At 61.3% G+C, this 21,522-nt stretch carries 21 protein-coding genes and 1 pseudogene; 10 read left to right on the forward strand and 12 right to left on the reverse strand.

Annotation, left to right across the window (positions count from 1 at the left end):
• Window positions 1–103 precede the first annotated feature (103 nt).
• From AC1DUY_RS07385 to AC1DUY_RS07405, 5 genes are all read right to left on the reverse strand, one after another.
• Window positions 104–370, reverse strand: coding sequence for a hypothetical protein (locus AC1DUY_RS07385; protein ID WP_184512774.1), 267 nt, complete (start codon window positions 368–370; stop codon window positions 104–106).
• A 193-nt stretch (window positions 371–563) separates the two neighbouring features.
• Window positions 564–959, reverse strand: a complete 396-nt coding sequence (locus tag AC1DUY_RS07390; protein ID WP_478113314.1) for a flagellar export chaperone FliS — start codon at window positions 957–959, stop codon at window positions 564–566.
• Window positions 960–961: 2 nt separating this feature from the next.
• The gene (gene fliD, locus AC1DUY_RS07395; protein ID WP_478113316.1) at window positions 962–2,647 is read right to left on the reverse strand and encodes a flagellar filament capping protein FliD; all 1,686 of its coding nucleotides are present in this window, start codon (window positions 2,645–2,647) and stop codon (window positions 962–964) included.
• Window positions 2,648–2,710: 63 nt separating this feature from the next.
• Entirely contained in the window at window positions 2,711–3,535 is an 825-nt protein-coding gene (locus tag AC1DUY_RS07400; protein WP_184512770.1) for a flagellin, read from the reverse strand.
• Window positions 3,536–3,671: 136 nt separating this feature from the next.
• The gene (locus AC1DUY_RS07405) at window positions 3,672–4,334 is read right to left on the reverse strand and encodes an RNA polymerase sigma factor (RefSeq protein WP_231078494.1); all 663 of its coding nucleotides are present in this window, start codon (window positions 4,332–4,334) and stop codon (window positions 3,672–3,674) included.
• A 658-nt stretch (window positions 4,335–4,992) separates the two neighbouring features.
• Here AC1DUY_RS07405 and AC1DUY_RS07410 point away from each other — a divergent pair.
• The 10 genes from AC1DUY_RS07410 to AC1DUY_RS07455 all read left to right on the forward strand — a co-directional run bounded on the left by AC1DUY_RS07410 (window position 4,993) and on the right by AC1DUY_RS07455 (window position 13,971).
• On the forward strand, window positions 4,993–6,384 hold the full coding sequence (locus tag AC1DUY_RS07410) for a hypothetical protein (RefSeq protein ID WP_478113319.1): 1,392 nt from the start codon (window positions 4,993–4,995) through the stop codon (window positions 6,382–6,384).
• 468 nt (window positions 6,385–6,852) lie between these two features.
• Window positions 6,853–7,473, forward strand: a complete 621-nt coding sequence (locus AC1DUY_RS07415) for a GntR family transcriptional regulator (RefSeq protein ID WP_439062523.1) — start codon at window positions 6,853–6,855, stop codon at window positions 7,471–7,473.
• Between the two features lie 199 nt (window positions 7,474–7,672).
• A complete protein-coding gene (locus AC1DUY_RS07420; protein ID WP_478113321.1) occupies window positions 7,673–8,182 on the forward strand; it encodes an ureidoglycolate lyase in 510 nt (169 codons plus the stop codon).
• 8 nt (window positions 8,183–8,190) lie between these two features.
• Complete coding sequence (locus AC1DUY_RS07425; protein ID WP_478113323.1) at window positions 8,191–9,105, forward strand: allantoinase PuuE; 915 nt, start codon at window positions 8,191–8,193, stop codon at window positions 9,103–9,105.
• A 34-nt stretch (window positions 9,106–9,139) separates the two neighbouring features.
• Window positions 9,140–10,003: a substrate-binding periplasmic protein gene (locus AC1DUY_RS07430; protein WP_478113325.1), complete on the forward strand. Its 864-nt coding sequence runs from the start codon at window positions 9,140–9,142 to the stop codon at window positions 10,001–10,003.
• Window positions 10,004–10,078: 75 nt separating this feature from the next.
• On the forward strand, window positions 10,079–10,750 hold the full coding sequence (locus AC1DUY_RS07435; RefSeq protein WP_439057469.1) for an amino acid ABC transporter permease: 672 nt from the start codon (window positions 10,079–10,081) through the stop codon (window positions 10,748–10,750).
• A 9-nt stretch (window positions 10,751–10,759) separates the two neighbouring features.
• A complete protein-coding gene (locus AC1DUY_RS07440; RefSeq protein ID WP_439057468.1) occupies window positions 10,760–11,431 on the forward strand; it encodes an amino acid ABC transporter permease in 672 nt (223 codons plus the stop codon).
• 1 nt (window position 11,432) lies between these two features.
• Window positions 11,433–12,416 carry an NAD-dependent epimerase/dehydratase family protein gene (locus AC1DUY_RS07445; RefSeq protein ID WP_478113328.1) on the forward strand — a complete coding sequence of 328 codons (984 nt, stop codon included), beginning with the start codon at window positions 11,433–11,435 and terminating at the stop codon, window positions 12,414–12,416.
• Window positions 12,413–13,189: an SDR family NAD(P)-dependent oxidoreductase gene (locus tag AC1DUY_RS07450; RefSeq protein ID WP_478113330.1), complete on the forward strand. Its 777-nt coding sequence runs from the start codon at window positions 12,413–12,415 to the stop codon at window positions 13,187–13,189. The genes AC1DUY_RS07445 and AC1DUY_RS07450 overlap by 4 nt, the downstream gene beginning before the upstream one ends.
• Window positions 13,186–13,971 (forward strand): amino acid ABC transporter ATP-binding protein, encoded by a 786-nt coding sequence (locus tag AC1DUY_RS07455; RefSeq protein ID WP_199712029.1) that lies wholly within the window; start codon window positions 13,186–13,188, stop codon window positions 13,969–13,971. Before AC1DUY_RS07450 ends, AC1DUY_RS07455 begins: the two co-directional genes overlap by 4 nt.
• A 447-nt stretch (window positions 13,972–14,418) precedes the next feature.
• Here AC1DUY_RS07455 and AC1DUY_RS07460 read toward each other — a convergent pair.
• The 7 genes and pseudogenes from AC1DUY_RS07460 to AC1DUY_RS07490 all read right to left on the reverse strand — a co-directional run.
• Window positions 14,419–14,591, reverse strand: a pseudogene (locus AC1DUY_RS07460) (IS30 family transposase); the annotation flags it as partial.
• A 29-nt stretch (window positions 14,592–14,620) separates the two neighbouring features.
• Window positions 14,621–15,535: a CbbX protein gene (gene cbbX / locus AC1DUY_RS07465; RefSeq protein WP_184519908.1), complete on the reverse strand. Its 915-nt coding sequence runs from the start codon at window positions 15,533–15,535 to the stop codon at window positions 14,621–14,623.
• A gap of 5 nt (window positions 15,536–15,540) precedes the next feature.
• Complete coding sequence (locus tag AC1DUY_RS07470) at window positions 15,541–15,966, reverse strand: ribulose bisphosphate carboxylase small subunit (protein ID WP_115033522.1); 426 nt, start codon at window positions 15,964–15,966, stop codon at window positions 15,541–15,543.
• An 11-nt stretch (window positions 15,967–15,977) separates the two neighbouring features.
• Window positions 15,978–17,441, reverse strand: coding sequence for a form I ribulose bisphosphate carboxylase large subunit (locus AC1DUY_RS07475; RefSeq protein ID WP_478113333.1), 1,464 nt, complete (start codon window positions 17,439–17,441; stop codon window positions 15,978–15,980).
• A 49-nt stretch (window positions 17,442–17,490) separates the two neighbouring features.
• Window positions 17,491–18,576: a class II fructose-bisphosphate aldolase gene (gene fba, locus AC1DUY_RS07480; RefSeq protein ID WP_478113335.1), complete on the reverse strand. Its 1,086-nt coding sequence runs from the start codon at window positions 18,574–18,576 to the stop codon at window positions 17,491–17,493.
• A gap of 34 nt (window positions 18,577–18,610) precedes the next feature.
• Complete coding sequence (gene tkt / locus AC1DUY_RS07485) at window positions 18,611–20,647, reverse strand: transketolase (protein WP_478113337.1); 2,037 nt, start codon at window positions 20,645–20,647, stop codon at window positions 18,611–18,613.
• The gene (locus AC1DUY_RS07490) at window positions 20,644–21,519 is read right to left on the reverse strand and encodes a phosphoribulokinase (protein WP_089266048.1); all 876 of its coding nucleotides are present in this window, start codon (window positions 21,517–21,519) and stop codon (window positions 20,644–20,646) included. Before AC1DUY_RS07490 ends, tkt begins: the two co-directional genes overlap by 4 nt.
• Window positions 21,520–21,522: the final 3 nt, after the last annotated feature.

Raw genomic sequence — 21,522 nt, forward strand, 5'->3', positions numbered from 1 at the left:
GGACGGCCGAGGGAGGTTTGTAGAAGGCCGAAACGGGAAGCAGTCGCGCACGGAATTGTCCGCAGCACTGGCGGGATTAGAGCGACCGCAGCGGAAGCCTCAGCTACTTGTTGTCGGGCTTGGTTGCCGGCTTCACAGGAACCACATCGGATTGCCGGGCCTTCTGCATGATCCGGTCTACCAGGCCATCCGGCGCGCGCACGACGCCCGATGGCAGGGCACGGCGCAGCAATTGCGCCTCGGCCATCGCCGCACGCGCCTGTTCCGACGTCCGCAGCAATGCGAGCGCGGCGTCCCGTCGGTTATCTGGCCAGGTTGACACGTCTTCACCGTGCCGACCCAACAGGTCTTCAAACTCGGGAATGTCCATTCTGGAAACTCGCCCGGCACGCACCTGATCGTACGTTGCATGTCAGCCCTCGCTCGGACTGGCACGCCAGCGTCCTAAGGCAGACCGGGCCGCGAGGCAATGCTGCCCCGACTTTTCAACCACAAAAAGACATCGAACGATCCTAAACTCTGCAGGTGCAATGAATTCACCGTGCCCGCCGGTGTCGATCTGATCAGGCGGGCTTCGCGGCACTCCGGGCGACGACAATCCAGGCGTCACGAAGCTCGGTCAGGCTCGCAATGATCCGACCATAGCACTGCGCCGCGTTCGGCTGCCCGAACGACCGCAGGCAGGCCATGATCAGCGTATGATAGGTGGTGTGCAGGCCCTCCGCGACCTCGCCTCCGCGATCGAAATTCAGGTTATGGCTCAGCCCGCGCAGGATGGCAGTCGCCCGGATCATCAGATTGTGGCTCTCCTCGAATTTCTTCTCCTCGGACGCCGTCACCGATTTCTGCAATGCCGTAATCGCTCCATCGATCATCATGACCACCGCCCGCAACGGCGGCACCGCGACCGCCGCCTGTCGATAGGCCTGGGCGGCCTGAAAATTCGCTTGATGCTGCATGACTAATCACTCGACGCGTTGAGAAGGGCGGACAGATAATCCAGGGTGGAATTGGCCGACGAGATCGCCGACTGATATTTGGCGTATTGGGTGGTCAGCATTGTACGATAGATCGCGGCGCGCTCGTTGATGTCATCGATCTGCTGCTGCATCCGGTCATCCTGGGATTGCAAATTGGTGATCAGATCCTGCAGTGAACCGCTGGTCTTGTTCGATGCGGCACTCGCGATCGCGTTGATCTGCGCTGCAATCCCGATGGTCGACGTGATGGTCACCGATGCCGATGACGTACTGCTGTAGCTGAAGGCCATGCCGGAATAGATCGTGCCGGCCTTTCCGATGATCGTCCGGCCGGACACGGTAAACAGCGAACTGTCTCCCCCCACCGAGACCGACAATGCACCGGAGCTATCGACCGCAATATCCATCACGAAGGACGATGGCGGCGATGAACTTGTATTGACAACCGCGAGTGCCGCCGACGAACTCGTGGTCTTGGTGGCGAGGAGCGCGATGACACCGTCAATATTGTCGGCCAGGGTTGTGGCGAGCGTGCTCGTATCGAGCACAAGATCGTTCGTGTCCGAGAACGACAGGCCGAGATCGCTCATCGACAGATCGCCGACGATGGAGTTCAGGACCTGCTCCATCTGCGTCATGACGCTACGCATAGTGCCGTCGCCGAACAGCACCGCACTCGTGTCTGCGGTTCCACTCGACGACAGCGTCTGCTGCGTGGTTACGTAGTCGCGCACAGCGTTGTAGGATGTGACGAATTGCTGCAATGCAGTCTGGATCGAACTTGTATCGACATCGATGCTGATCTTGACTGTCGATCCCGATGGCGTGCTTTGCAGCAGACTAAAGGAGACGCCGCTCAGTACGTCAGTGATGTTATTGGTGTCGCGCGTCAGCGTAATGCCGTCGACGCTGAAAATTGCGGGCTGCGATTCTTGCAGAACGTCGGTGAACGCGCCAGAACTATCTGTCACGCCCAGGGTCGTGAGCACATCGTCGCCCGACACGACACTGGTGGTGATATCCGCATTATCCTTGGTTGCAGACAGGATCATCTCGTACTGATTGCTCGAGATCTGGATGATCGAGGCCTGGACGTTCGTCGTGGACGTCTGTGCATTGATCGTATCGACGAGATCCTCCAGCGTCATCCCGCTGGTGACCGAGATATCGGCACTGGTGCCGCCTTCCAGGCCGATCGAGAAAGTGCCGGTCAGACCGAGATCCGCGCTCTTGTCGGCGACGGCGGTACCGATCACCTTGTGCGCGGTGGCGATCTGGGTCACCGTGAGCGTGTGATCGCCGGTCGCCGCACCATTGCTGATGGCCATCGACACGGCAGAACTGGCGCTGACGTCGCCGGTGGATGTAATCGTCGCCGATCGCGCTCCATAGGCACTCGACGACAGTGAATTGACGATCGACTTGGAGAGCGAGGTCGTGTCGGTCGTCAGCGTCGTCAGCAGCGTCTGCAGCTGCTGATAGGCCGAGATCTTGGCCTCATTCGCGGTGATGCTGGTCTGGATCGTGGTCGCGGCTGCCGTCTTGGTGGCAACCTGCGCCTCGATCAAGGCGTCCCAATCGACGCTGGTCGTCGTCTTCGTGCCTGAGGTGGTCGTCRCCAAGGCCGCGGTTGCCGCTGCGGAAGTCGAGCTCGTCACCGTCGTCATGCCACGTTACTCTCCTGCACGAGGGGCGAGCCGGCGTTGCCGCCGGCCCGCGATTGCTGCAGCTTAGCCGAGCAGCTTCAGCAGATATTGCGGCATCTGGTTCGCCGACGATTCCGCGGCGACCGCGGCCTGCACCTTGACCTGCGACGACGACAGCTTGGCCTGCTCGGCTGCGATGTCGACGTCGGTGATCGCGGAATTGGCGGCCTGCAGATTCTGGGACTGCGTCGAGATCGAGCTGGCGCTGAAATTGAAGCGCGATTCCTGCGCGCCGATCGTCGCGCGGGCGGCCGAGACCGTATCGATGGCAGTGTCGAGCGCGTCGATGGCCGCAGTGGCGCCGGCCTGCGTGCTGACATCGAGCGTATCGACGCCCAACGTGGTAGAGGTGAGGTCGTCGAGCTTCACGGTGATCGTATCGGCCGACGTCGAGCCAACCAGAACGGACGCGCCCGCGGCGAATGCGCTGGTGCCATCCAGCAGGCTCTGCCCGCTATAGCGCGTGCCGGTCGCGATACTGTCAATCTGATCGCTCAATGCGGTAAATTCCGAATTGAGATAGGCGCGACTACTGTCGGTCACCGTCGCCGAGGAGGACTGCGATGCCAGCGACTTCATACGCGAGAGAATGTCGCTGATGTTCGAGGCGCCGCCATCCGCTGTCTGCAGGATCGAGGTCGCCTGTGAGGCGTTGGTTGCGGCCTGCTGCAGCGTGGTGACGTCGGATGAAATGCGCGTCGAAATCGCGAGACCGGCGGCGTCGTCGGATGCCTGGGTGATCTTCGAGCCGCTCGACAGCTTTGAGAGTGAGCTCGACATCTGCGACGAGTTGATATTCAGATAACGGACTGCAGAATTGGCCGCGGTGTTGGTTGAAATAACGGGCATTAAATTGCTCCTTGAATGTGGCCGCGGATGCGGACCGATCGGGGGCCTCTGGACGCAGGCCAGCCCCCGTCCATTCGCTAAACGGAATGGCCCTCACAATTCAGGCGCGGTTTATTTCGAGACCGGATATTTATGGTTAGCAATCGCTTAACGAGTGCAGGATGTCCGGCTCGTGGCGGCGCAAGATTTCGCGCAGCTGCTGCCGCCCGCGCTTGAGCAGCGACTCGACCGCGGACACAGTCGTGTTCATGACTTCGGCAATGTCGCCATTGCACATGTTTTCATGGTAGGACAGGATCACTGCGACACGTTGCTGCTCAGGCAGACGTTGCATCGCCGTCTCCAGCAATTTCGCCACTTCATCACGCTGCATCGTACTGAACGCATCGGGCTTGATGTCGGCTGGCTCCGGCACGGCATCGACATTGTCGGTACGTGGCCGACGATGCAGGTCGATGCAGCGATTGGTGACAACGCGGTAGAGCCACGTCGAGAATTTTGCGCGGCCGTGCTCCCATTGCCCGCGATGCGTCCAGACCTTCAGCATCGTGTCCTGCACCACATCCTCGGCATCGGCGCGACTGCCGAGAAGCCGAAGCGCAACGCCAAACGCACGATCGATATGACGCTCGACAAGACATCTGAATGCCATCTCGTCATTTGCGGCTAATCTGTCCAGCAGCTCTTCGTCACTATCGCCCGCGGGCTCGCACGCGTCGAGCATCAGAGAATCCTCCGCAGCTTCGAGCTGCACCGGCATTGTTTCGACAGCGTCTGCAATCTGGAGCGCGTACGTCATGCCCTTCTCCCATTTCTCCGCCGACAAACGGCCGTTCTGGTCGACCTCTCACTCTTGAACGGGTGACGCGCGACGATCAGGCGATGAATTTTGCTTATTTTACAAATACTTGATGGGAAAAAGCTGCCTAGAACTAGGCAGAAATTTCTACGCTGGCTGTTACGGCCACGTCGGGCCTGATGGGAACGACTCATCAAAGCATCTCGAGAAATCGCATCGACTGCGGCGAGTGATGCAAAGAATTCTTACGCACACAACGACAACACCTGCAGCGATACGACATCACTCAGCAATCGAAGACCGATGCTGGCTACTTTGCAGCGATAGATCCGGCAGTGGGCAACGTCACACCTTCACTGGAAAATTCTTGCCGAATCGCAATTTGAAAATAGCGGACTGCGTCGTCGGAAAAAGAAAAAACGCTTGCATGCGGCGCTCATCTGCGGCGCATCGCGATCTTTTTTGTTTCAGAACATTGACCGCGTGCATCCAACGTGCACGCGCAATGAAGATACACACAGTAGAAACAAACCGCACCGAGCTGAAACATATAGAAGCATATTGTGCCGACGCATCGGAGATATCCGCCTGACGACGTCAGCTCGTTCGTATCAGTCAAAGCATTCAAACGAACGAGACAGCGGCGATGAACGATAGCTTGGACGATATCCTCCGGCAGCATGCGCGCGCCCCGCGACTGGGCGCGCTTCAACGTGCACGCTTGCGTCAGGTAACGAGCCGGTGCCATGGCATTGTCGACTGGGATGGTGTCAGTGCCGTATCTCAGCCTGGCGCTGCGGTCATTGTGTTCGAAGCGACGCACGCTGTGCGCGTTCAGGCGCTGATCGAATTCCTGCACGAGAATGCAATCGTCATCTTGCTCGTTGGTGAGAGCCCAGCCTTCGACGGCCTGAAGTCGAAATTACACGCACACGGGTCACTCGGCGCCGAGGGCGCGGATGCGCCGCATCAGGTGTGGTGGGGCGGCGTCAAGCCGCTCACGGTGCCGACCGGATTATATCGAAAGCAGGATACGCTTTTCATCTCGTCATTCGAGAGTTCAGACATTCAGGGCGAGGATGCTGGCCTTACCGCAGATCTGAAGCGGTTGGGCCTCGATCACGTCGTAACGCAGATATCACCGAACTGCAGCAACGCCCGGCAAGGCACATCGAAAGTCGATTTCATCATCGAGCAGTGGAGCCAGGCATGCCGCCCGGTGTTCTGGATCGACGCTCAGGCGCGGCTCGCCAATCTTCCACTGCTTCCGCAGGCACTGGGTTGTGACTTCGCAGTCAACCGTCGCCCGAATGGGGTGATGAATACTGGCGCGCTGTTCTTCCATCAGACCGAGCGCGCCGAAGCGCTGCTCGACATCTGGCGGCGCCTCACCTGCAGCCACCCTAATCTGCCGGAGTCCTTCCTGCTGGATCAGGCATGGGCGCTCACAAATGCGCAGCGGGAGATCGAAACCGCCTGGCTGCCGAACACCTATTGGCAAAAAGATGATGTGAGGCCGCGCACCGACGGCACGATCCTCGCTCATGCCTGTAACAATGATGATCATCCATTGGAACAATTCGCTGAACAAATGCAATTGGGGCGCAGGTTCGAACGCCATCAGGCTCCGGAAGCTCACCTCGTCATGAAAGGCGCCGCCGGCGGCCGCGGGCTGATCACAGTCGTGATCAGGGACATCCTTGCAGGCAGCACGACGGACATCGCCGAGTCGGTGGAAGCAGCAGCAGCAGCGTTTGCCGCCGACAACGGCGGATTTTCGCAGATGGAGATTGTGCTCTGCGGCTGGGACGACGAAGTCAGGTCCGTTCTCCAGATCGAGGACTACGCGTGGACACTGATGACCGACGTATCGGAACGTCTGCGGCCGAACTGCTTCAGCTCGCTCAAGCGCCGACGCGCCAGGCATGATTTGCATGCGCCAGAATCAAGCCTGTCATCGGATTCATTCCCGATTGGTCTCGCGCTGGATAGCGACCATCAGCCAGATTCGGGCCTTCCTGACCGAACAAGGCGCTGCCGTACGAACTAGCTCGCGCGCCTTGCGCGCCTCACTATCTGAGATTCTGAAGAACCGAGAGGAGGAGATATCGCCGCGTATGCGCAACCTGATCGTCGGGCTCCATGAGGACAGGCTCATGACGAGCACTTCGTCGCGTGCCACCGGATCAACGAGATCGCCCCTCCGGATTTTGCATCCTTGTGAGACATCGCAGCAGCAGCAGTCGGACGTCGCTTTGCGCCAGAAGCGGTCATGTGGAGATCCAAAGACAGCGGAATTTCGCGAAGTCTTGCATAAAAGGTGACACCAATTGAGAATGGATGGCTCATCCAGAGCTTCGGCTCGGCCAGCGGCGAGAACGTACCGTACGTCTACCGATATGGCGGCATTTCTATCCAATCGTCGAAAGCAACGTCCGTGCCCTCTGTCAACAAAGCAAAGAAATCAACCAGCAAACGCCCGGCAAGAACCAATGGCAGCATAACAGACGCAACCTATTTGAAGCTGCACAACCTGATCGAGTCGCGACAGCTGCAGCCCGGCGAGGTGATTGAAGAGCGCCGGCTTGCACTGCGGCTGAAAGTCTCGCGGACACCGCTGCGGGCTGGCATCAGCCGGTTGCTGGGTGAAGGCAGGCTCGAGCAATTGTCCAACGGCACTGTGGTGGTTCGCACAATCGAGATGGCGGAATTGCTCGAATTGGTCCATCTCCGCATGGTGCTGGAGAGCGAAGCGACGTTCATTGCGGCGACCCGCATCGCGCTGGATATCCTTGCACCGATCAGGGCTGCGCTGGAGAAGATCATTGCTGCGTCGACAGTGTCCGGGACGGTTCACTGGACCCTCGACGATGAAATTCATGACCAGATCGCGCGGCATTGCGGCAATCGCTCGCTCGAGAAGCTGATTGGAGAAATCCGGCAGAAGATCCGGATGTGCAATGTAGAGCGCCAGCCTGGCCGGCTGCTGCCCGCCACCCGCGAGCATCTGGCGATTATCGATGCCATCATCGATCGTGATGCCGCCGCAGCCCGTCAGGCGATGATCCTGCATCTCACTAATGTGCGGCAGGGATTGCTCGAACGGTTCGGGATCTTCCTGCCCGAGCCTCACGGCTAGGTCGAGATCAGGCAGAATCCCTGCGGGTGCATGTCCGAAAATTCTGCAGCTGCCCGCAATTTTGTCGGACTCCGTCCAAATTTGACGCAGCTTCCCGGGCTTCGCAGCTTGACTGAAATCAGCATGGGCGGTTCACTGGTATACCAGTGGAATATCAGACCGCTTCGCAGCAGACCGACCAACCAGATGTCCCGCCTGAATGACGCCAAACCACATTGCTTCCCACACCGTCGCGGCCGAATCGCTGTCCCCAGCAGCCTTTGCCGCCTTCGGCGATGTAGCCGAGCGACCGATCGACGTGCGCCGGCGCTATCTTCCGACATCGGACGATCGCACCGAGGACGCCGCCACCTTTTCCTTCTGGATCAGCAGCGCCGCCAGGCTCGGCAGTCTGCCCCTGCCAATCACGACGCTGGAGCGTCATCCGTTCTCCGCCCAGACCTTCATCCCGCTCGGCAGCAGCCAATACCTGGCGATCGTGTGCGATGCCGGCCCGGATGGCCTGCCTGATGTGGCCACCCTGCGGTGCTTCATCGCCGGAGCGCATCAAAGCATCACCTTCGCCCGGAATGTCTGGCATCATCCCATGACCGTTCTCGGCGCGGCCATGGAATTCGCTGTCGCCATGGGCATGACCGGCCGTCAGGACGACGACGTGTTCGTCGATATCGCTGGCGACATTCGCGCCGTGATGCCGCCGAGCGCATAGGGATCGCAATGATGCCGCATGATGATCACCTCACCCGCGACTTCGTCGGCCACGGCCGCACCCCGCCGCATCCGCAATGGCCGGGCGCAGCAAGAATCGCACTCAACTTCTGCATCAACTACGAAGAAGGCTCCGAGCCGTCGTTCGCCGATGGCGACGGCGTCACCGAAGCAGCCCTGACCGAAGGTGGCGGTGGCGGCTTCGAGGGCCGCGACCTCGCCGCCGAGTCGATGTTCGAATATGGCAGCCGCATAGGCTTCTGGCGCGTGCTGCGCCTTCTGTCCGAGCGCGGCATGATCGCCACGGTCATGGGCTGCGCGCTGGCGCTGGAACGCAACGACGAGGCCTGCGCCGCCATTCGCGAATACGGCTACGACGTCTGCGCTCATGGCTGGCGCTGGGAGCGGCATCCGTTGCTGTCCGAGGCCGACGAGCGCGAGCGCATTCGCAAGACCGTCGAGAGCCTCAGGCGCACCACCGGCGAGCGTCCGCTCGGCTGGTATTGCCGCTATGGGCCGAGCGTGAACACGCGGCGCCTCGTGGTCGAGGAAGGCGGCTTCCTCTACGACTCCGACGCCTATAACGACGAATTGCCGTACTGGACATGTGTGCTCGGCAAGCCGCATCTCGTAGTGCCTTACGGTCTTGCCAACAACGACGCAAAGTTCAGCCGCGGCGCGATGGCAACGGCGGATGATTTCTTCGTCTATCTGCGCGACGCCTTCGACATGCTCTACGCGGAAGGCGCCACCGCGCCGAAGATGATGTCGGTCGGACTGCACACCCGCCTGATCGGCCATCCCGGCCGCGCCGCCGGCCTGCAGCGCTTCCTCGATCACGTCGCCAAGCACGACAACACCTGGGTCTGCCGGCGCGGCGACATCGCCCGTCACTGGCAGGCCACTCATCCCCCCACGCCCTGATCTCCACCACATCCGCACCCGAAAGGACGTCCCCATGAGACTGAAACCCACGGATTGGCTGTTCGCGCTGATGCTGTCGACTGCGGCATTCGCCGGCGGCGCCAGCGCGCAGGAAGCCGATCATCCCTCCGACAAACCGATGGTGGTCGCGTCCGACTTCGGCGTCGCGCCGTGGATGGTGCGCGGCCCCAACGGCCCCGAGGGTTTCGGTGCGGATCTGATCAACGAGATCGGTAAAGATCTCGGCCGCCCGAAGGTCGAGATCGTCGACATCAATTTCTCCGGCCTGTTCGCGGCGCTGTTCGCCAAGCGCGCCGAATTCCTCGTCAATCCGCTCAACCTCACTGCCGAACGCTCCGAGCGCATGCTCTATACCGAGCCGCTATTCTCCACCGGCAACGGCTTCATCGTCCGCGCCGCCGACGAGATGAAGGGCTTCGAGGATCTCAAGGGCAAGGCCGTCGCCGTCAACCGCGGCACCATCTCGGACACCTGGGCCACGGCCAATGCCGAGAAATACGGCTTCGAAGTGCAGCGTTACGATGTATTTCCCGACACGGTGCAGGCCGTGCTGACGCGCCGCGCCTTCACAGCACTAAATGAGATCCCGACAACCGTCTATGCTGCCAGCCAGAACAAGGCAATCAAGGTCGGTTTCAAGGACTTCAACGGCCGCAACTTCGCCTATGCGTTTCGCCTGGAAGACACCGAGTATCGCAACAAGGTCGAGGCGGTCATCGAATGCATGAAGTTGGACGGCCGCCTGCGCAAGCTGCACGAGAAATGGTATGGCGCGGCGCCCGATGCCGGCTCAGCCATCGACACAGTGTATTTCGGCTACGGCCCTCCCGGCTTCAAGGGTTTCGAGCCGACCTCGCATGTTCCGAAGTGCCAGTAAGGCACTTGCTCTGACAAGATAGCTGCCAGAACTGGATCGGCACCGCTCCGATCCAGTTCTTGGAGCGGAGACCCAATGGATCGGATCGTCGAATATTACTTCAACGCCCAGGTCATCGCGACTGCCTTCCCGCAGGTGCTCGCGGGCTTCCGCACGACTGTCATCGTCTCGCTGCTCGTCATTGTCTGCGGCACGCTGTTCGGCCTGCTGCTCGCGCTGGTGCGATGTGCGAACCTGCGCCCGGTCAATTTTGCCATCACAACCTATGTGGATGTGCTGCGCACGCTGCCGCAGCTGGTCGTGATCGTTTTCATCTATTTCGGCCTGCCTTATCTGGGCCCGGCGCTGTCCCCCTTCGCGACCACTGTGTTGGCCCTCGGCATGGTGCTGTCGGCCTTTTCCACCGAGATCTTCTGGTCGGCAATCATGGCGCTGCCGAGCGGACAATGGGACGCCGCCAGCGCACTCGGTTTCAGCCGGCTGCGGACACTGGTCACCATCATCCTGCCGCAGGCCATTCGCCTCGCGATCCCGCTTCTGACCAACCGCGCCATCTCCATCAGCAAGGGCACAGCGCTCGGCACCGCGGTGTCGCTGCCGGAAACGCTCGGACAGGCGCAGAGCGTGATGGCGCTGGTCGCCAATCCCTCGCCGCTGACGCTGGCCGCCGCTTTCTATCTCACCTTCTTTCTTCCGCTGGTGATCGCCAGCCGGTGGATCGAATATCGTACCAGCACGGGGCGGTGAGCGGGTCTCATGCAGGATTTCCTCGACAACTTCGCCAACTGGGACTCGCTGCTGCGGGTCTATCCGCTGCTGCTGCAGGGATTGATCTACACGATCTGGCTGTCGATTGTCGCGCTGCCACTCGGCATTCTGGCCGGGCTTGCCATCGCGGTGCTCTATAGTTTCAAGAACCGCTGGGTGAATGTCGCTCTCCTGATCTATATTGATCTGTTCAGGTCGTTCCCCGTTGTCGTGCTGCTGATCCTGATCTTCTACGGCATGCCGTTTCTCGGCCTGACGCTCGGCGGCTTCACGGCAGCGGTGCTGGCCATCGTTCTCAACAATTCCGGCTACTATGGCGAGATCTTCCGCGCCGGCATCCTGTCCGTGCCCCACGGCCAGACCGAGGCTGCCCGGGCGCTCGGTTTCAAGCCGCTGCATGTGGTGTTCTCCATCGTGCTGCCGCAGGCGATCCGCAACGTGCTGGCGCCGCTCGCCAGCAATTCGCTAGAACTCGTCAAGGCGACACCAATTGCCGCCTTGGTCGCGCTGCCTGAACTGCTGCGCTCGGCCCGCGTCGCCCAGGAGCAGACCTACAACCCGACGCCGTTGATGGCCGCTGCCGTGATCTTCTTCGTCATCCTGTATCCGTTCGCGCGCTGGGTGGCGCGGCTGGAGCGGCAAGCACTGAAAGCCCGCTGACATGGCCACACTGATCACCGGCGGCAGCGGTTTCATCGGGCTCGCGCTCGCCGAACGCCTGATCGCCGACGGCGAGACCGTTATCTTGTTCGACCTCTCAGCCCCCGGCCACGACATGCTGATGCGCGCCGAGCTTGCCGGCGCTACGCTGGTCACCGGCGATGTCACAAACGCCGACGACGTCGACCGCGCGTTGAACACGGCCGGCATCGACCGCGTGATCCACACCGCCGCGATGACGCCGAATGCCCAGCGCGAGCATGACGCTGCGCGCCAGATCGTCGACGTCAATATCGGCGGCACCGTCAATCTGCTCGAACGCGTAACATTGCGGGCCGCCATCAAGCGCGTCACCGTGCTCAGTTCGGTCGCAGTGTACGGCTTCTCGCAACCGGCCGCGTCGGGCCTGTTCGAGGAGGATTTGTCGCCGCCGGCGCCAGCCGCGCTCTACGGCATCACAAAGCTTGCATCGGAACAGGCGGCGCTGCGGATCGCCGACCTCCACAAGCTCGATGTGCGCGTGATTCGGCTCGGGCCGGTCTTTGGCCCATGGGAGTTGCAGACCGGTGTCCGCGATGCGCTGAGCCCGCATTATCAGGTGCTCCGTATGGCCTTCGACGGCCGTGAAGCGATTCTCCCGCGCAGCATGGCCGGCGATTGGATCTATTCCCGTGACGCTGCCCTCGGCGTCGCGAGGGTGAGCGCCTCCGACGCGCTGAAGCACCACACCTATCACGTCAGCGGCGGTGTGCTGTCCGATCTGCCACAATGGTGCGAGATCATAGCGACGCACATGCCCGGATTCCGCTGGCGGATGGCGGAGATCGAGGCGGAGGGCAACGTGATCTACGGCCTGCCGAAGGACCGTGCGCCGCTGAACATTGCGCGACTGGCCGCGGATGCCGGCTTCACGCCTCAGTATCATCTGGAAGATGCGGCGCGCGACTATCTCGGCTGGTTGCCGCAGGCAGGAGAACCCGCTTGAGCAAACGTCTGGCTGGAAAGTCGGTTCTGATCACCGGCGCCTCCTCGGGCATCGGCCGCGCCATCGCCCGCCGGTTTGCTGCCGAGGGCGCGAAGCTCATGCTCGCGGATCTCACCATGGACGTGCGCGAAGGCGGCACTCCGACATTGGAGCTGCTGCGTGCAGACGGTTATGAGGTCGATTTCATCCAGATCGACGTCGCCTCGGAGGACGACACCGTCCGCGCCGTCCAACAGACCGTTGCGCGCTACGGCCGCCTCGACGTGCTCGTCAACGACGCCGCCATCGGCACCGGCAAGCGTCTGACCGACACCAGCCTCGCCGAATGGGACAGGACGCTGGCGGTCAATCTCACTGGCGTATTCCTGATGTCGCGCGCCGCCGTCAACCAGATGCTGACGCAGGATATTCGCAATGAGACCCGCGGCCGCCTCGTCAACATCTCCTCGCAACACGGCATGATCGCCTGCCCGGAAGACATCGCCTATGGCACCTCCAAATCCGGGGTCGTCTACATGACGCGGCAGATCGCGGCGGACTACGCGAAGGATCACATCATCTGCAATGCAGTCGCGCCCGGCAAGATCGTCACCGGCAAACCAGGCCGCGCCGCGGAGCCGCGCTGGATGGACTACTCCACCAGCCGCACGCCGATGCCGCGGCTGGGCCGTCCCGACGACGTCGCCAATACAGCGCTATTTCTGGCCTCAGACGAGGCAACTTTCATGACGGGCGAAAACATTCTCGTCGATGGCGGCTGGATGGCGTCATGAGTAACGTTTCGGAGAGCACCATGGAGCAAGCGCCTGCGGATACATCCGCGCCGATCATCCAGATGTCCGGCGTCACCAAATGGTATGGCGACGTCCAGGTGCTCAAGGGCATCGACTTCACGGTGGCGCGCGGCGAGCGCGTCGTGATCTGCGGGCCTTCGGGGTCCGGCAAGTCGACCATGATCCGTTGCATTAACCGGTTGGAAGAACATCGCGACGGCCGCATCATGGTCAATGGCGTCGAGCTGGATCACTCGACGCGCAATGTCGACGTGGTCCGCCGCGATGTCGGCATGGTATTCCAGCAGTTCAACCTGTTTCCGCATCTGACCGTGCTGCAGAACCTCACCATCGCGCCACGCAAGATCCGCGGCGCAACGAGGCAGGAAGCCGACGAGGTCGCGCGCTATTTTCTTGAGCGCGTACGGATCTCCGAACAGGCCGATAAATATCCGAGCCAGCTCTCCGGCGGCCAGCAGCAGCGCGTCGCCATCGCGCGTGCGCTGTGCATGAAACCGCAGATCATGCTATTCGACGAGCCTACCTCCGCGCTTGATCCGGAAATGATCCAGGAGGTACTCGACGTCATGGTCGGCCTCGCCCGCGAAGGGATGACCATGGTCTGCGTCACCCACGAGATGGGCTTCGCACGCACGGTCGCCGACCGCGTGGTGTTCATGGACGCCGGCCGGATCATCGAAGAAGGCCCGCCGGCCGGTTTTTTTTCGGATCCGAAACAGGATCGAACCCGTGCATTCCTCAAACAAATTATGCATCGATGACCGAAGCGTCCGCTTTGCGCCAGAATCCGTCACTAAAGCGCTCTAGCCAGCATAAGTATCCAGTTGATATCGCGCCAGCAATCACCGGCCGCTTCTCTCCTTGAGCAACGTGCTAACCGCGCTGTCGAAAAGCATTTTTGGTGCGATTAGTCCTGCCGACATCGCCAGGAGAATAGTTGATGCGGTCACAACGTTATCTGTCATTATTGTGAGGATCGTGCCAGTCGCAGTATTGAATGCGAGCATACCTCTAGAGTAATCACCAACTGCTGCATCGACGCATTGTGGGGCGCGAAATCCCCTCCCGATCTGGTCTCGCGAAACGAGATGCTCGTTGCCACCACCGTGTCGCTCAGAATGTCGCCGGCTCTCCCTTAGGTCGATCTTGCCTTCCTCGAAAATCGCTGCAACACATTCTGCAAACTTCTCAGCTGGGGTTTGATAGAGCTATGTCTCTTTCACGGCGTTTCATTGAGCTGCCATGCTATTGCGCTGAGCCTGGTCTGGCTATGCAGGGACAGATCAGTGCCACGCGGAAGACATTGGCGCAGAAATCTGTTGGTGTTTTCGTTTGAGCCGCGCTGCCAGAGAGACCGAAGGTCACCAAAATAGACCTCGACTAGTCGGCAGCGTGTTCGGTCGGGCGCCATTACCCGCCAGAGCCGTTCGAGAACACCCGGCTCGCGAGCACATCCGAAGCCTCCAGTGACATGATGTCGTCGACGCTCAGCACGCGGTCGAGATCGGCGACAAGCCGATTGGCCTGACGCAGCCGCATGCGATCGAGCGCGTTGCGGATCGAACGGGCGTTGGAGAACAGCGGCTGGGTCTTGCGCAGCGCGATGTAGCGGACGAACGCTGCGCGCGCATCGGCGCTGAATTTGTAGTTCATATCCCCGAGCATCAATTCGGAAATGGCGAGTAATTCGTCGTCGGCATAGTCGGGGAAATCGATGTGGTGGGCGATGCGCGAGCGGAAACCGGGATTGCTGCCGAAGAACTTGTCCATGCGGTCACCGTAGCCGGCGAGGATCACCACCAGATCCTCGCGCTGGGATTCCATCACTTGCAGCAGGATCTCGATCGCCTCCTGGCCGTAATCGCGCTCGTTATCAGGCCGATGCAGGTAATAGGCCTCGTCAATGAACAACACGCCGCCCATCGCTTTCTTCAGGATCTCCTTCGTCTTCGGCGCGGTATGGCCGATGTATTGCCCGACCAGTTCGTCGCGCGTCACCGACACCACCTGCCCTCGCCGCACGAAACCCAGTTTATGCAGGATGCTGGCGATGCGCAGCGCCACTGTAGTCTTGCCGGTGCCGGGATTGCCTGTGAACGACATGTGCAGCGTCGGGTTGCCCGACGCCAAGTCCATGCGCTTGCGGATGCGTTCGATCAGCAGCAGCGAAGCAATCTCGCGAATCCGCGTTTTCACCGGCTTCAGCCCGATCAATTCACGATCGAGCTGATCGAGCACCTCGCCGATGCCGACCTCGTCGAACTCACGGCGCAGATCGACCTGCGTCGTGGGCGACACGTCGCCGGCGCTATCAACCACCGTCAGCGTGTTCACGACCCACCGTAGCGTTGGCCTTCGGGTCGATCGACGGCATAGGATTTGGTCGTATAGCGGATGTTGCGGCCTTCCATTTCATGCCGCTCGAGCCGGAAGCCTGGCTCTTCCTTCGGACGGTTGACGATGAAGGAGAGCCGCACCGATTCCCAGCCATGGCTCGAGTCGAACGCCGACAGCCGGATGTAGCGATCGCCATACACCTTGCGGCATTCGGTCAGTTCCATCAGCACGCCAGCGGCGTCGCGCAGATCGAACATCGGCAGGCCCCACATTTCCCAGAAATTGTTGCGGGGATGCGGATCGTCGGTGAATTCGATGTTCACGGCCCAGCCATTGGCGAGGCAATACTGCACCTGTTTTGAAATCTGTTCATCAGTGAGATCGGGCAGGAACGAGAAGCAGCCCTGGGTAATGCGCATGATCGTACTCCTTACAGCGAGACGCTGGCGGTGGGGGCGTAGTCGGGCATGTCAGTGGATTCATAATTGAAGGTGACGTTTTTCCATGTCTCGAGCGCCGCCTTCAGCGGTGTGCAGGTCATCGCCGCCTTGGCAAGAATCTCCTCGCCTTCATGCAGGTAGTCGCGGCCTTCGTTGCGAGCGAGGATCATCGCTTCCAACGCGACGCGGTTGGCGGTGGCGCCGGCCTGGATACCCATCGGATGGCCGATGGTGCCGCCACCGAATTGCAGGATGACGTCTTCGCCAAGGTGATCGAGCAACTGATGCATCTGGCCGGCATGGATTCCGCCCGATGCGACCGGCATCATCTTGTTGAGGCTGGCCCAGTTCTGCTCGAAGAACACGCCGTGTTCGAGCCGCATCGGATTGTAGTCTTCGCGGCAGATGTCGTAATAGCCGCGCGTCGTCGCCGGATCGCCTTCGAGCTTGCCGACGACCGTCCCGGCATGGATGTGATCGACGCCGGCGAGCCGCATCCATTTGGCGATGACGCGGAACGAGACGCCGTGATTGCGCTGCCGCGTATAGGTCGAGTGTCCCGCGCGGTGCAGATGCAGGATCATGTCGTTCTTGCGCGCCCATTTCGCCATCGACTGAATCGCAGTGTAGCCGATCACGAGGTCGATCATGATGATGACGGAGCCAAGCTGCTTGGCGAATTCGGCGCGTTCGTACATGTCCTCCATGGAGCCGGCGGTGACGTTAAGATAGGTGCCCTTGATCTCACCGGACGCCGCCTGCGCCTTGTTGACCGCCTCCATGCAATAGAGAAAACGCTCGCGCCAATGCATGAAGGGCTGCGAGTTGATGTTCTCGTCGTCCTTGGTGAAGTCGAGCCCGCCCTTCAGCGCCTCATAGACGACGCGGCCGTAGTTACGACCGGACAGACCCAACTTCGGCTTCACAGTCGCGCCAAGCAGTGGGCGGCCGAACTTGTCCATACGCTCTCGCTCGACCACGATGCCGGTGGCCGGGCCCTGGAACGTCTTCACATAAGCGACCGGAAGCCGCATGTCTTCCAATCGCAGAGCCTTCAGCGGCTTGAAGCCGAACACATTGCCAATGATCGAGGCCGATAGGTTGGCGATCGAGCCGTTCTCGAACAAGTCGAGATCGTAGGCGATATAGGCAAAGTACTGGCCGGGCGAATTCGGCACCGGATCGACCCGAAAACACTTGGCGCGGTATTTTTCCGCAGCCGTGAGGCGATCGGTCCACACCACGGTCCAGGTCGCGGTCGAGGATTCGCCGGCCACTGCTGCCGAAGCCTCGATCGGATCGACGCCATCCTGCGGCGTCACCCGGAACAATGCGATGATGTCGGTGTCCTTGGGGACATAATCGGGCTCCCAATAGCCCATCTTCTTGTATTCCATGACGCCGGACTTGTAGCGATCCTTGCCGCGGATCGTGATCGAAGCATGTTCATTCATGGTGGCCTCCTCGTTTGGATCCGGCGTCACCGGATGGAATAAGGTCTGTTCACTCGGCAGCTTGCGCGATGTTGCCGATCTTCGGGTCGAGCACGCCACTGCGATAACGCTTCGCCATTTCGGCCAGCGGAATCACCTTGATCTTCGCGGCGTGGCCCGCGGTACCGAATTGTTCGAAGCGTTCGCGGCAGAGGTCGCGCATCGCATCCATCGCCGGTTTCAGGAATTTTCGCGGATCGAATTCGCTTCTGGTTTGCTCGGCAACCTTCCGGATGGCGGAGGTCATTGCGAGCCGGCAGTCGGTGTCGATATTGATCTTGCGGACGCCGTGCTTGATGCCGCGCACAATTTCCTCGACCGGTACGCCCCAGGTCTGCGGCATCTCGCCGCCGAATTGATTGAAGATGTCCTGCAGCGGCTGCGGCACCGATGACGAGCCGTGCATCACCAGATGCGTATTCGGCAGCCGGCGGTGAATTTCTTCGACGACCGTCATGGCGAGAATATCGCCGTCCGGCTTGCGCGAGAACTTATAGGCGCCGTGCGAAGTCCCCATCGCGATCGCCAGCGCATCGACCTTGGTGGCGCGGACGAAATCGACGGCCTGATCCGGATCGGTGAGCAACTGGTCGTGGCTGACCTGGCCCTCGACACCGTGGCCGTCCTCCTGCTCGCCGCCGCCATGCTCCAATGAACCGAGTACGCCGAGCTCGCCTTCGACGGAGGCGCCGATCCAGTGCGCGATATCGACCACGCGACGCGTGATGTCGACGTTGTAATCGTAGTCAGCGGCGGTCTTGGCGTCGGCCTTCAGCGAACCGTCCATCATGACCGAGGTAAAGCCGTGCTGTAGCGCGGTGGCGCAGGTGGACTCTTCGTTGCCGTGGTCCTGGTGCAGGCAGAGCGGGATCTGCGGATGCATCTCCTCCAGCGCGTCGATCATCCTCGACAGCATGATGTCGTTGGCGTAGGAGCGTGCGCCGCGCGACGCCTGGATGATGACCGGCGCATCGACCTCGGCGGCGGCCTCCATGATCGCCAGGCCCTGCTCCATGTTGTTGATGTTGAAGGCCGGTACGCCGTAGCCATGTTCGGCGGCGTGATCCAGCAACTGCCTCAGGGTAATGCGTGCCATAGGTCCTCCATTTCGTTGTCTTGTCCCGAACAACTCATTCGGCGGCAGCGATGCGCGAGCGGGCAATGCAGCGCATCGCCGCCGTTGCGACCGCCGCGGCGGTGATACCGAATTCGCGATACAGATCATCCGCAGGCGCCGAGGCCCCGAATCCGGTCATGCCGACGAACTCACCGCCATCGCAAAGCCAGCGCGCCCAGTCGCCCTCGATCGCGGCCTCGACACCGACGCGCGGAGCACTGCCGAGAATCGCGGCCCGATAGTCGCCGGGCTGTTGTCGGAACAAATCGAAACACGGCGCCGATACCACCGCGGCCCGAATGCCGTCATCGGCAAGCAGCTTTGCCGCAACAATCGCAATCGACACTTCGGAGCCGGTCGCGATCAGGGTGACGTCGCGGCCACCTTCCGGCTCGATGACGACATAAGCACCGCGCGCGACCCGATTGGTGGAATCGATGCCATCGCGGAACACAGGCAGCGCCTGGCGCGACAGGCAGAGCACCGACGGCGCATGGGGCGTCCGCAACGCGCAATCCCAGGCCTCGGCGGTCTCGACGGCGTCGCCGGGACGGAACACCAGCAGATTCGGAATCGCGCGCAGGGAAGCCAGGTGCTCGACCGGCTGATGGGTCGGGCCGTCCTCGCCGAGACCGATCGAGTCATGCGTCATCACGTGAATGACGCGGATGCCCATCAACGCGGCCAGCCGGATCGCAGGGCGGCTGTAATCGGCAAAGCACAGGAAGGTGCCACCATAGGGAATGAGGCCGCCATGCAAAGCGACGCCGTTCATCGCTGCCGCCATGGCGTGCTCGCGAACGCCATAGTGGACATAGCTGCCGTCGAAGGCATCGTGCTGGATCGGCGCCTGCATCCTGGCGCGCGTGAGGTTCGAATGGGTGAGGTCAGCCGATCCGCCGAGCAGATTCGGTAGGACATCGGCGATGACATCGATGACGAGTTGCGAGGCCTGCCGGGTGGCGATCTTCGGTCGCTCCAGCAAGAAATGGGCGCGAATCTTGGCCAGCACAGCGTCGTATCCGCCGGAAAGCTGGCCCTTCAGCGCGTCCTGAAAGTAGTCCCGCACAGCGCTGTCCAGACGCGCAACGCGCCCCGCCCATTCCGCATGCGCCGTCTGTCCGCGCGCGCCGACCGCGCGCCATTGTCGCGCCACCGCATCGGGAACGTGGAACGGTGCGTGCGGCCAGTGCAGCGCGTCGCGCGTCTTCGCGATCTCGTCCGCGCCCAGTGGCGCGCCATGCGCCTTCTCACTGCCTTGCCGATTTGGCGCGCCGAAGCCGATCACCGTGCGGCACGCGATCAGCGACGGGCGGTCGTTGTCGCGCGCCCGTGCAATGGCCGCGGCCACGGCCTCGGGATCATGGCCGTTGACACGGCAGGCCGACCATCCCGATGCAGCGAAGCGCGCAAGCTGATCGTCCGAACACGACAGCGAGGTCGCGCCGTCGATCGAGATCTGGTTATCGTCGAACAGCACGATCAGACGATTGAGTCGCAGATGTCCCGCCAGCGAGATCGCCTCGTGGCTGAGGCCCTCCATCAAGCAGCCGTCGCCGGCGATGACGTAAGTGTAGTGATCGACGAGACCGTCGCCGAAGCGGGCATTCATCAGGCGTTCGGCCAAGGCCATGCCGACCGCCGTGGCTAAACCCTGGCCGAGCGGGCCGGTGGTCGTCTCGACGCCCGCGGTGTGGCCGTATTCGGGATGGCCCGGTGTCTTCGAGCCCCATTGCCGGAACGACTGCAACTGATCGAGCGTCACCTCCGCCGATCCGGTCAGATGCAGCAGCGCGTAGAGCAGCATCGAGCCGTGGCCGGCGGACAAGATGAAGCGGTCGCGGTCTGGCCAGGACGGATCGGCGGCATCGAATTTGAGGAAGCGTGAGAACAGCACTGTCGCCGCATCGGCCATACCCATCGGCATGCCGGGATGGCCCGACTTCGCCTTTTCCACCGCGTCGATCGCGAGAAAGCGAATCGCATTCGCCATATCCGCGTGCGGAACGGTCGCGTGATCCATCTGGGGAGCGGGACTCTGAATATTCATGCCGTGCGCCTTTTGCGTTCCATCAATTGCAGGATCAGCGGGGTGAGGATGAGCTGCATCGCCAGATCCAGTTTCGAGCCGTGGATCACGATCGAGTTGGCACGCGACATGAAGCTGTTGGGGATCATCGACAGCAAATAGGGGAAATCGATGCCGCGCGGATTCTTCAACCGGATCACCACCATCGATTCATCCGGCGTCGGGATCCACCGCGCGATGAAAGGGTTCGAGGTGTCGACCGTCGGCACACGCTGGAAGTTGATGTCGGTCTCGGCGAATTGCGGGCAGATGTAGTTCACATAGTCCGGCATCCGTCGCAGGATAGTGTCGGTGACGGCTTCCTGCGTGTAACCGCGATCTTTGCGGTCGCGATGCAGCTTCTGGATCCACTCCAGATTGATGACGGGAACGACGCCGACCTTGAGGTCAGCATGCTGGGCGATATTGACCTTGTCGGTCACCACAGCGCCATGCAGGCCTTCGTAAAATAGCAGATCGGACTTGTCCGGCAGCGGGCCCCATTCGGTAAAGGTCCCCGGTGCCGCACCGTATAATTTGGCTTCGTCCTCGTCGTGCACGTAATGACGGGCGGTGCCGGTGCCGGATTCGCCGTAGTCGCGGAAGACTTTCTCCAACTCCTCGAACAGGTTGGTTTCCGGGCTGAAGTGGCTGAAGTGCTTGTTGCCCTTCTCGCCTTCCTCCAGCATCTTCGTGCGCATCTCGACGCGGTTGTACCGATGAAACGCATCGCCCTCGATATAGGCGGCAGCGACCTTCTCGCGACGGAAAATGTTCTCGAACGTCTTTTTCACCGAGGTGGTGCCGGCGCCCGACGAACCCGTGATCGATATAATGGGATAGCTGCGCGACATTTT

This window comes from Tardiphaga sp. P4_G1, assembly GCF_056401215.1.

What these genes read in the sequence shown, in the direction of transcription:
- AC1DUY_RS07455 (WP_199712029.1), top strand. Translation starts at nt 13,186, where the DNA reads ATGAGTAACGTTTCGGAGAGCACCATGGAGCAAGCGCCTGCGGATACA.
- AC1DUY_RS07490 (WP_089266048.1), bottom strand. Translation starts at nt 21,519, where the DNA reads ATGTCGCGCAGCTATCCCATTATATCGATCACGGGTTCGTCGGGCGCC.
- AC1DUY_RS07475 (WP_478113333.1), bottom strand. Translation starts at nt 17,441, where the DNA reads ATGAATGAACATGCTTCGATCACGATCCGCGGCAAGGATCGCTACAAG.
- AC1DUY_RS07470 (WP_115033522.1), bottom strand. Translation starts at nt 15,966, where the DNA reads ATGCGCATTACCCAGGGCTGCTTCTCGTTCCTGCCCGATCTCACTGAT.
- AC1DUY_RS07390 (WP_478113314.1), bottom strand. Translation starts at nt 959, where the DNA reads ATGCAGCATCAAGCGAATTTTCAGGCCGCCCAGGCCTATCGACAGGCG.
- AC1DUY_RS07430 (WP_478113325.1), top strand. Translation starts at nt 9,140, where the DNA reads ATGAGACTGAAACCCACGGATTGGCTGTTCGCGCTGATGCTGTCGACT.
- AC1DUY_RS07425 (WP_478113323.1), top strand. Translation starts at nt 8,191, where the DNA reads ATGATGCCGCATGATGATCACCTCACCCGCGACTTCGTCGGCCACGGC.
- tkt (WP_478113337.1), bottom strand. Translation starts at nt 20,647, where the DNA reads ATGAATATTCAGAGTCCCGCTCCCCAGATGGATCACGCGACCGTTCCG.
- AC1DUY_RS07435 (WP_439057469.1), top strand. Translation starts at nt 10,079, where the DNA reads ATGGATCGGATCGTCGAATATTACTTCAACGCCCAGGTCATCGCGACT.
- AC1DUY_RS07440 (WP_439057468.1), top strand. Translation starts at nt 10,760, where the DNA reads ATGCAGGATTTCCTCGACAACTTCGCCAACTGGGACTCGCTGCTGCGG.
- AC1DUY_RS07385 (WP_184512774.1), bottom strand. Translation starts at nt 370, where the DNA reads ATGGACATTCCCGAGTTTGAAGACCTGTTGGGTCGGCACGGTGAAGAC.
- AC1DUY_RS07400 (WP_184512770.1), bottom strand. Translation starts at nt 3,535, where the DNA reads ATGCCCGTTATTTCAACCAACACCGCGGCCAATTCTGCAGTCCGTTAT.
- AC1DUY_RS07445 (WP_478113328.1), top strand. Translation starts at nt 11,433, where the DNA reads ATGGCCACACTGATCACCGGCGGCAGCGGTTTCATCGGGCTCGCGCTC.
- AC1DUY_RS07405 (WP_231078494.1), bottom strand. Translation starts at nt 4,334, where the DNA reads ATGACGTACGCGCTCCAGATTGCAGACGCTGTCGAAACAATGCCGGTG.
- AC1DUY_RS07420 (WP_478113321.1), top strand. Translation starts at nt 7,673, where the DNA reads ATGACGCCAAACCACATTGCTTCCCACACCGTCGCGGCCGAATCGCTG.
- fba (WP_478113335.1), bottom strand. Translation starts at nt 18,576, where the DNA reads ATGGCACGCATTACCCTGAGGCAGTTGCTGGATCACGCCGCCGAACAT.